Here is a 4,070-nt window from a genome sequence, read left to right on the forward strand (position 1 = left end):
GCCCACATGAGCCCGCCGGCCGTCGCCATGTGGTGCCCGCCGGGCGCGGCGAGCACGTCGGACGCGCCGGCCGTGACGACCAGGGGCGAGTGGTGCCCGCCCACGGACGAGGCGCCGGAGCCGGCGGCGGCGCCCAGCGAGAACAGGAGGTGGAACGCGAGCTGGCTGGCGGCGACCGAGACGGCGAGACGGAGCAGCGAGGCCCGACGGCCGGTCAACGCTATGCAGAGGGGCACCGAGAAGGCGAGCGCGAGCACCACCCCGAGCGTGCCGGGCTCGGCACCGCCGCCCGCGACGTGCGAGAAGGCGGCGACGACGACGGAGAAGCCGGCGGTCAGCCAGCCGCGGACGAACCGCGTCCATCTCGGGGCCATGGCGCTCTCTCGGGGTCGGGGACGGTCGCGCCAGTTTACCGGGGGCCGGGGTCGGCCACGGGCCGGGACGGGTCAGGTCCGTCGACGCCGAGCGACCTCTCCTGCCGGGCGGCACGGAGGCAGGCGAGGGCTGCACCTGCGGCTGCCACTGCGGGTGCGGGTGCGGGACAGCGGGGTCACGGGTCCGGAACGATCCCGACCGGCGGGCGTGCCGGTCGCCTCAGCGCCCGGGCGTCTGCCCCGCGAGGATCTGCTGCGCGCGGTGGGTGAGCTCCGGGTCGACGACGATCTGGTAGCTGCGGGCGAGCACCTGGTGGGTCGAGGTGAAGTCGCGGCGGCGCCTGCTGATCGCGAAGCTGGCGAGGCCGTAGAGCATGCCGAAGCCGGCGCCGATCAGCGACGCCGCGAGGATCGTCGTGACGGAGGCGGTGTCGGGCGAGAAGAGGAGCATGACGGCCCCGAAGAAGACGCCGATCCAGAGGCCGGTGACGGCGCCGGCCAGCGCCGCACGGCCGTAGGTCAGCCGGCCGGTGACCCGCTCGACCGTCGTGAGCTCGTTCCCGATGATCGCGAGCTGCTTGATGGGGAAGTCGGCGTGCGACAGTCGCTCGACGACGGCCTGGGCCTCGGGGTAGCTCGCGTACGTCCCGAGGACGTCGCCGCGGGGCAGGGTCGGGATGCTCGGCGCTCGGCGGCCCCACGGGCTCGGGTTCGTCATGAGAGCAGTGAAACACGTCGGCATGGACGGCAGCACGCGGCGCGGTCGGGCTGAGCGACTAACTTGGAGCCGTGAGCGCCACCAGAGTCTTCGTCGCCCGTCTCGCCGGGTGCTCCGTCTTCGACCCCGCCGGCGACAAGGTGGGCAAGGTGAGGGACGTCCTCGTCGTCTACCGCCGTGAGGACCCCCCGCGGGTCGTCGGCCTGATCGTCGAGGTGCCCGGCAAGCGCCGCGTGTTCGTCAGCATCGGCCGCGTCACGAGCATCGGCTCGGGGCAGATCATCACGAGCGGCACGATCACGCTGCGTCGCTTCGAGCAGCGCGGCGGCGAGACCCGCGTCATCGCCGAGATGCTCGGCCGCAGGGTCTCCCTGCGCCGTGACGGCGGCCGCGCCGTCGTCGAGGACGTCGCGATCGACGAGGTCAGCGAGGGCGACTGGGAGATCGGGCAGCTGTTCCTCCGCCGTCCGAAGACCACGCCGTCGCCCTTCGGCAAGGGCCCCACCGCGTTCGCCACGTGGGACGAGGTGACGGAGGAGAACGAGACGGGCGAGGCCCAGAGCGCCGAGCACCTCATCGCCGCCTACTCCGACCTCGTGCCCGCCGACCTCGCCAACACCCTGCTCGACCTGACCCCCGAGCGCCGCCTCGAGGTGGCCTCCGAGCTGTCCGACGACCGCCTGGCCGACGTGCTCGAGGAGCTGCCGGAGGACGAGCAGGTCGAGATCTTCTCCCAGCTCGACGACCAGCGCGCCGCAGGCGTGCTCGACCAGATGCAGCCCGACGACGCCGCCGACCTGATGTCGCAGCTCGGCGACGAGCGCAAGGAGCAGCTGCTCCAGCTGATGGAGCCGGAGGAGGCGGACGACGTCCGCATGCTGCTCAGCTACGACGCGGACACCGCCGGCGGGCTGATGACCACCGAGCCGGTCATCGTCTCGGCCGACGCGACCGTGGCCGAGGGCCTCGCCCTCATCCGTCGCCACGAGCTGGCGCCTGCGCTCGGGGCCGCCGTCTGCGTGACCCTGCCGCCGTACGAGCCGCCGACCGGGCGGTTCCTCGGCATGGTGCACTTCCAGCGGATGCTCCGCTACCCGCCCAACGAGCGGCTGGGCACGCTGCTCGACCAGCAGCTCGAGCCGGTGCGCGTCGACGCGACGGCTCTCGAGGTGACGCGGGTCATGGCGACGTACAACCTCGTCAGCGTGCCCGTCGTCGACGCCGCCCACCGCCTCGTCGGGGTGGTGACCATCGACGACGTCCTGGACCACGTGCTGCCCGACGACTGGCGCAGCAACGACCAGGACAGACCGCTCAGCCGTTCGCGGGCACGTGCCCGCCGCGCCCCCCTGACCACGACCCCGACGACGACCACGAGGAGGACCACCGGTGGCACGCGATAACCGCAGCACGGTCCGTCTCGACTCCCCCAAGGGCCTGCGCACCCGGGTGCTGCCGGGACGCCGCCGCGTCGGACGCGACCGCTTCGGGCGCGCCACCGAGGCGATCGCCCGGGCGATGGGCACGCCGCAGTTCCTGATCGCCCTGACGGCGTTCTGCGTGCTGTGGATGGTCTACAACACCACGGCGCCCGAGAGCATCCGCTTCGACAGCGCCGCGATCGGCTTCACGGCGCTGACCCTGATCCTGTCGCTGCAGGCCTCCTACGCTGCGCCCTTGATCCTCCTCGCGCAGAACCGCCAGGACGACCGCGACCGCGTCCAGTTCGAGCAGGACCGCCAGCGGGCCGAGCGCAACCTCGCCGACACCGAGTACCTCGCCCGCGAGGTCGTGGCGCTGCGCATCGCGATCCGCGACATGGCCAGCAAGGACTTCATCCGGGCCGAGCTGAGGGGGCTGCTCGACGAGATGGACCGCCGGGACGAGGAGGCGGCTGCGGCGGCCACGACGGACGACGCGCCCCGTGGCTGACACCGCTGACGCAGGCACCCCCGCAGCCCGCGTGCGGACGGCGCTGGGATCAGTGCTCGACCCCGAGATCCGCCGACCGGTCACCGAGCTGGACATGATCGGCGACGTGTCGGTCGACGCGGCCGGCGCGGCGACGGTCTCGGTCAAGCTGACGATCGTGGGCTGCCCCGCGGCCGACACGATCGAGCGCGACGTGCGAGCCGCGACGGCCTCGGTCGACGGCGTCACGGACGTGACGGTCGACGTCACCGTCATGACGAAGGAGGAACGGCACGCGCTCACCGAGAAGCTCCGAGCCGGCCGGGGGGCCCGCGTACAGCAGTTCGGACCGGACTCGCTCACCCGCGTCATCGCGGTCACCAGCGGCAAGGGAGGCGTGGGCAAGTCGACGGTGACCGCCAACCTCGCCGTCTCGCTCGCGGCCCGCGGCCTGTCGGTCGGCATCGTCGACGCCGACGTCTACGGCTTCAGCATCCCGGGCCTGCTCGGCCTGGTCGGCCCGGACGGCGCCGCCGTCAAGCCCACGCAGGTCGACGACATGATCCTGCCCCCGGTGGCCCACGGGGTGAAGGTGATCTCGATCGGCATGTTCGTCGACGACTCGTCCGTCGCGGTGGCCTGGCGCGGACCGATGCTGCACCGCACCATCCAGCAGTTCCTCACGGACGTGTTCTTCGGCGACCTCGACGTGCTGCTGCTCGACCTGCCGCCCGGAACGGGCGACGTCGCGATCTCGGTCGGGCAGCTGCTGCCCCACGCCGAGGTGCTGGTCGTGACGACGCCGCAGCCCGCGGCGGCCGACGTCGCCGAGCGCAGCGGCGTCGTGGCACGCCAGACCGGGCAGCGCCTCCTCGGGGTGGTCGAGAACATGGCGGGACTCGCCCAGCCCGACGGCACCGTGCTCGAGCTGTTCGGCACCGGCGGCGGCGCCGAGACCGCACGCCGCCTCTCGGCCGGGCAGGAGTCCGACGTGCCGCTGCTCGCCAGCGTGCCGCTGAGCCTCGGTCTGCGCGAGGGCGGCGACCTGGGGGCGCCCGTCGTCGTCG

Annotated in this window: 4 protein-coding genes and 1 pseudogene; 3 read left to right on the forward strand and 2 right to left on the reverse strand. The window is 73.0% G+C overall.

What is annotated here, in order from left to right; all coding sequences use genetic code 11:
- Both RWM17_RS12850 and RWM17_RS12855 read right to left on the reverse strand, forming a co-directional pair.
- Positions 1-374: pseudogene (locus RWM17_RS12850) on the reverse strand (hypothetical protein); the annotation flags it as partial.
- A 220-nt stretch (positions 375-594) separates the two neighbouring features.
- Positions 595-1,092, reverse strand: coding sequence for a general stress protein (locus RWM17_RS12855; protein WP_314104255.1), 498 nt, complete (start codon positions 1,090-1,092; stop codon positions 595-597).
- A gap of 71 nt (positions 1,093-1,163) precedes the next feature.
- On the opposite strand from RWM17_RS12855, the gene RWM17_RS12860 reads away from it, so the two are divergent.
- The 3 genes from RWM17_RS12860 to RWM17_RS12870 all read left to right on the forward strand — a co-directional run.
- Complete coding sequence (locus tag RWM17_RS12860) at positions 1,164-2,495, forward strand: magnesium transporter MgtE N-terminal domain-containing protein (protein ID WP_314104256.1); 1,332 nt, start codon at positions 1,164-1,166, stop codon at positions 2,493-2,495.
- Positions 2,482-3,024: a DUF1003 domain-containing protein gene (locus tag RWM17_RS12865; RefSeq protein WP_314104258.1), complete on the forward strand. Its 543-nt coding sequence runs from the start codon at positions 2,482-2,484 to the stop codon at positions 3,022-3,024. The genes RWM17_RS12860 and RWM17_RS12865 overlap by 14 nt, the downstream gene beginning before the upstream one ends.
- The coding region (locus RWM17_RS12870; RefSeq protein WP_314104261.1) for an Mrp/NBP35 family ATP-binding protein at positions 3,017-4,070 on the forward strand (1,054 nt) is incomplete at its 3' end. The genes RWM17_RS12865 and RWM17_RS12870, both read left to right, overlap by 8 nt.

Source organism: uncultured Frigoribacterium sp., from assembly GCF_963515265.1.
Classification (GTDB): domain Bacteria; phylum Actinomycetota; class Actinomycetes; order Actinomycetales; family Microbacteriaceae; genus Frigoribacterium.